The sequence below is a fragment of the Rhodococcus sp. IEGM 1318 genome (assembly GCF_033142465.1).
In the GTDB taxonomy this organism is placed as follows: Bacteria; Actinomycetota; Actinomycetes; order Mycobacteriales; family Mycobacteriaceae; genus Rhodococcus_F; species Rhodococcus_F qingshengii_B.
In genome coordinates this window covers 1-3,005 of the sequence record NZ_JAWLSC010000046.1, presented here as the reverse complement: position 1 = coordinate 3,005, position 3,005 = coordinate 1, and the positions used below count along the sequence as shown (strand labels likewise).

At 59.9% G+C, this 3,005-nt stretch carries 6 protein-coding genes and 1 pseudogene; 3 read left to right on the top strand and 4 right to left on the bottom strand.

All coding sequences use genetic code 11. From position 1 onward, the window contains the following. Positions 1-171: 171 nt before the first annotated feature. Both R4P65_RS32955 and R4P65_RS32950 read right to left on the bottom strand, forming a co-directional pair. Entirely contained in the window at positions 172-492 is a 321-nt protein-coding gene (locus R4P65_RS32955; protein WP_193595859.1) for a type II toxin-antitoxin system PemK/MazF family toxin, read from the bottom strand. Further along, complete coding sequence (locus R4P65_RS32950; RefSeq protein ID WP_317829686.1) at positions 489-800, bottom strand: hypothetical protein; 312 nt, start codon at positions 798-800, stop codon at positions 489-491. The genes R4P65_RS32955 and R4P65_RS32950 overlap by 4 nt, the downstream gene beginning before the upstream one ends. A gap of 95 nt (positions 801-895) precedes the next feature. Between R4P65_RS32950 and R4P65_RS32945 the strand changes: the two genes are divergently transcribed. Further along, positions 896-1,033 carry a hypothetical protein gene (locus R4P65_RS32945; protein ID WP_317829685.1) on the top strand — a complete coding sequence of 46 codons (138 nt, stop codon included), beginning with the start codon at positions 896-898 and terminating at the stop codon, positions 1,031-1,033. Positions 1,034-1,199: 166 nt separating this feature from the next. Here R4P65_RS32945 and R4P65_RS32940 read toward each other — a convergent pair whose 3' ends face one another. Next, positions 1,200-1,424 (bottom strand): hypothetical protein, encoded by a 225-nt coding sequence (locus R4P65_RS32940; RefSeq protein WP_317829684.1) that lies wholly within the window; start codon positions 1,422-1,424, stop codon positions 1,200-1,202. Positions 1,425-1,967: 543 nt separating this feature from the next. Between R4P65_RS32940 and R4P65_RS32935 the strand changes: the two genes are divergently transcribed. Together R4P65_RS32935 and R4P65_RS32930 are read left to right on the top strand one after the other, a co-directional pair. Next, entirely contained in the window at positions 1,968-2,231 is a 264-nt protein-coding gene (locus R4P65_RS32935; protein ID WP_317829683.1) for a hypothetical protein, read from the top strand. Positions 2,232-2,346: 115 nt separating this feature from the next. Next, complete coding sequence (locus R4P65_RS32930; RefSeq protein WP_317829682.1) at positions 2,347-2,541, top strand: hypothetical protein; 195 nt, start codon at positions 2,347-2,349, stop codon at positions 2,539-2,541. 155 nt (positions 2,542-2,696) lie between these two features. Here R4P65_RS32930 and R4P65_RS32925 read toward each other — a convergent pair. After that, a pseudogene (locus R4P65_RS32925) lies at positions 2,697-3,005 on the bottom strand (transposase); the annotation flags it as partial.

The window sequence follows — 3,005 nt, the reverse complement described above, 5'->3', positions numbered from 1 at the left end:
CTTTCGTGTGGACGAAAACTGCCGAGCAGATCCTGGCGAAAGCCGACCGTAAAACAACTTCAAACTCGGGGCACTAGCGAGATCGCGATTCACTGACCAGTAGCATCATGCCCTCACACGACTGTGGCCTTCGACCGAAAAGGTCGAGGCCACAGTCGTTCAGCGAGTTCGTCAGGGCAGTCCGAGTGCGATTGCGAGTGCTTTGTTCAGTTTGACCACTGTCGCGGGGGAGAGCGCTCCCGCAGGCCTGCTCGCGGCGATCTCGTCGTCGAAGAGTTGGATGAGGTCATCCGCCAGGATCGAACCGACGAGAGGATCCGCGGCCCCGAGGGGTACGGCCGTCGGAACACCGGGCTTCGGTGTTGTGGTCACGCGTGCGGCGAGGACTGTGTTCAGGTTGCGGTTGCGGACGTTGTTGGACACCACCACCCACGGCTTCTCGCCGTGCCCCATGTCGAACCAGTAGATCTGACCTCGAAGCGCAGCCGTCATTCGCCGTGTGCATGGTCGACACTCTCGGCGTAGCGGTCACGGCGTGTTCGCTGCTCGCCCAGCCCCTCCGCTTGATCCTTGGCGAGCTCGGCATAGCCTGCCTCGAGTGCCTTCTTGCGGAGCGATTCCGCCCCTGCACGCAGTAGGGCGCGAACGATTCCTGACTCGGAATTGTCGCGGACGGTGATGTGATGCTGCTGCGCCCACTCGCGCAAGATGCCCGATTCAAGACGATCGGGGTCGGAAAATACGGCCAGCTCAGCCTGGTCGTCACTATCGAGGGTGACGGGCAATCGCTTCACATTCATGTTTCATATTGTGACTCAAAAAGTGAATCCCTGCAACAAATCGGGTGAAACATAACGCTCGGCCCGGCGGGAGCAATATAGGGCAGAGGCGCAGGTTGACGACCATCGTCACCATTCGTCTCGGGAAGTTCGATGTGGAGGCGAACGACGTCATCGCCCTCGCAAGTGTCGCGGCAGCTTTTGCGGGCGTCATCGGCGCTCTCGGCGGCGCATTGGGTGGGGAATACTGGTAGCCGCACTGCACGAGGAACTTGGGGTGGCGAACTAGGCACCTTCCCTCAACCCCACAGTCACGCAGCTACCGCCTCGGCCCGCGTCGTCGGTTCTCTTGTTCGACGTGTTGGGCGATAGTGTGGTGGTGCTCGATCTCGCTTGTTCGTGCTCGGCGCGGCGTTGCTCTTAGCAATGTTCGGCGATGCGATCACCCAGGTTGTCGATGTCGCGGTGAACGGTGTTGAAGGGTGCGGTGTCGGCTTTGTTCTCGGGCCGGTTGTCAGCAACTGAGGTGGTGTCGGTGATGTTGTAGCGCTCGCGGTATGCCTGGATTTCGGCGGCGGTGCGATCCCACTGCACTGCCAGCTCGACGGCTTCGGGCCGCGCTTCGAGGTGATCTGGGATCTGCATCGTCGGGGAGCGTCGAACGTTCGCGTTAGGTTCTCGGGTCGTCATGGACCGAGAACTGGTATCAGAGGGCCGATGGCGTGCCGCGCCGCGAGGGACGAACGACAAACGTAACGATTCCGATCGCAGGCACTCCGACGTCCGCCGAGACGGAGGCCTCCGGTAGGAACATTGCAAGAACCCGCATCCGAAGGTGCCGATCATCGCGTCCCGATCACCACTGAATCGATAACAGAGTGATCAGGGTAAATCGCATAAGGACGCGAGGTGTTCGTCTGGTGAACAAGCTGTACGGTCGGCTCAACTGCGTGGCTGTGGCGAGTCTCAATCGAGGTGAGGAATTGGCTCGTGACAGGTCATTTACGTGGCACCGAGATGGTTGTGACGGCTGTGCGGTGGTGGAGTTCTGCGCGAAGGTGGGTGCTTCGAGGCTGAGTTGCTGGATTTGTGACGAAGCTAGAGCAATCTGTTCGGTGAGTTCGCGATTGCGCGCGCAGCTTCCGATTTTCGAGTTCGAGATTCTGGATGTGACTGTTTGACGGCGCCGTGCCGCGCAGGCCATCGGCATTTCCCACCGAGGTCGCGGAAGCAGACGGACACGCACGAAGAATCCGACGACTTCTCACCGACGCCACCATCGAATTGCCGCTACATGTCGCCGGACTTCTGGTGCTGCTGTACGGGATCCGTCCCACCCGAATCCTCGCACTCACCACCAGCGCCGTCGAGCAACGAGGAAACGAAACCAGCATCATTTTTTGCTCGCAACCCGGTCAGGCTGCCATCGACAGTCGCAACTTTGGTGAATGAACTGGTAGCAACTGCCATCACCCATCCTCTGGCTATGAGGACAGGTTCGCCGTTCTTGTTTCCCAGTCCCACCGTGCCCGGGACGGCTCGCCATGCCCGCCCGGTGGGGGTGGCGATGACCGACTTCGATATCCCGGTCAGGATCAGTCGCAACTCCGCTCTCCGTATTCTCACCGAAGATCTACCTGCACCGGTGGTCGCCGACCTGGTCGGGTTGCATATCCATGCCGTCAGTCGATGGGCCGACTATGCTCGCCGCGACTGGGCGCCCTACCTCAATGCCCGAACCAACGGGCCGAATCGAAGGTAGTCATCTACTTGTCGGATCCGGCAGGTTGGATTGGACGCCTTATTGGATCCCGGTGTGGAAACACTGCAGCTCGGAGCGGGAGTTGGCGAACGATCATCGACGTCAGCGGCGAATTCTGGGGTCTATCTCGTTAAGGGTGTTTCGGCCGGTTTTCATCAGTAAGTTTCCGATCCTGGCCAACGATCGGCGAACGTGATCGCAAACGCGTTCAGGGCGGGCTTCTACCTCGTTATCCATCGTGCCTGCCCTTTGCCTGTCGGGTCCAGTGAACGAGTGACCAGATACAAGCATTTCAGTGCGGCAGCTTCGGTGGGAAAATGCCCACGAGCCTTGACGGCCCGCCGGTATCGGGCATTCAAGGACTCAATCGCATTGGTGGAGCACAGTACTCGCCGTATCTCGGTGTCGTAGTCGAGGAACGGGATGAATTCCTGCCAGGCGTTGTTCCACAGTCGGATGATCGC

Bases quoted from the DNA above. Each gene is read 5' to 3' on its own strand.
- R4P65_RS32940 (WP_317829684.1), bottom strand. From the start codon at position 1,424: ATGCAGATCCCAGATCACCTCGAAGCGCGGCCCGAAGCCGTCGAGCTG.
- R4P65_RS32950 (WP_317829686.1), bottom strand. From the start codon at position 800: ATGAATGTGAAGCGATTGCCCGTCACCCTCGATAGTGACGACCAGGCT.
- R4P65_RS32955 (WP_193595859.1), bottom strand. From the start codon at position 492: ATGACGGCTGCGCTTCGAGGTCAGATCTACTGGTTCGACATGGGGCAC.
- R4P65_RS32930 (WP_317829682.1), top strand. From the start codon at position 2,347: ATGACCGACTTCGATATCCCGGTCAGGATCAGTCGCAACTCCGCTCTC.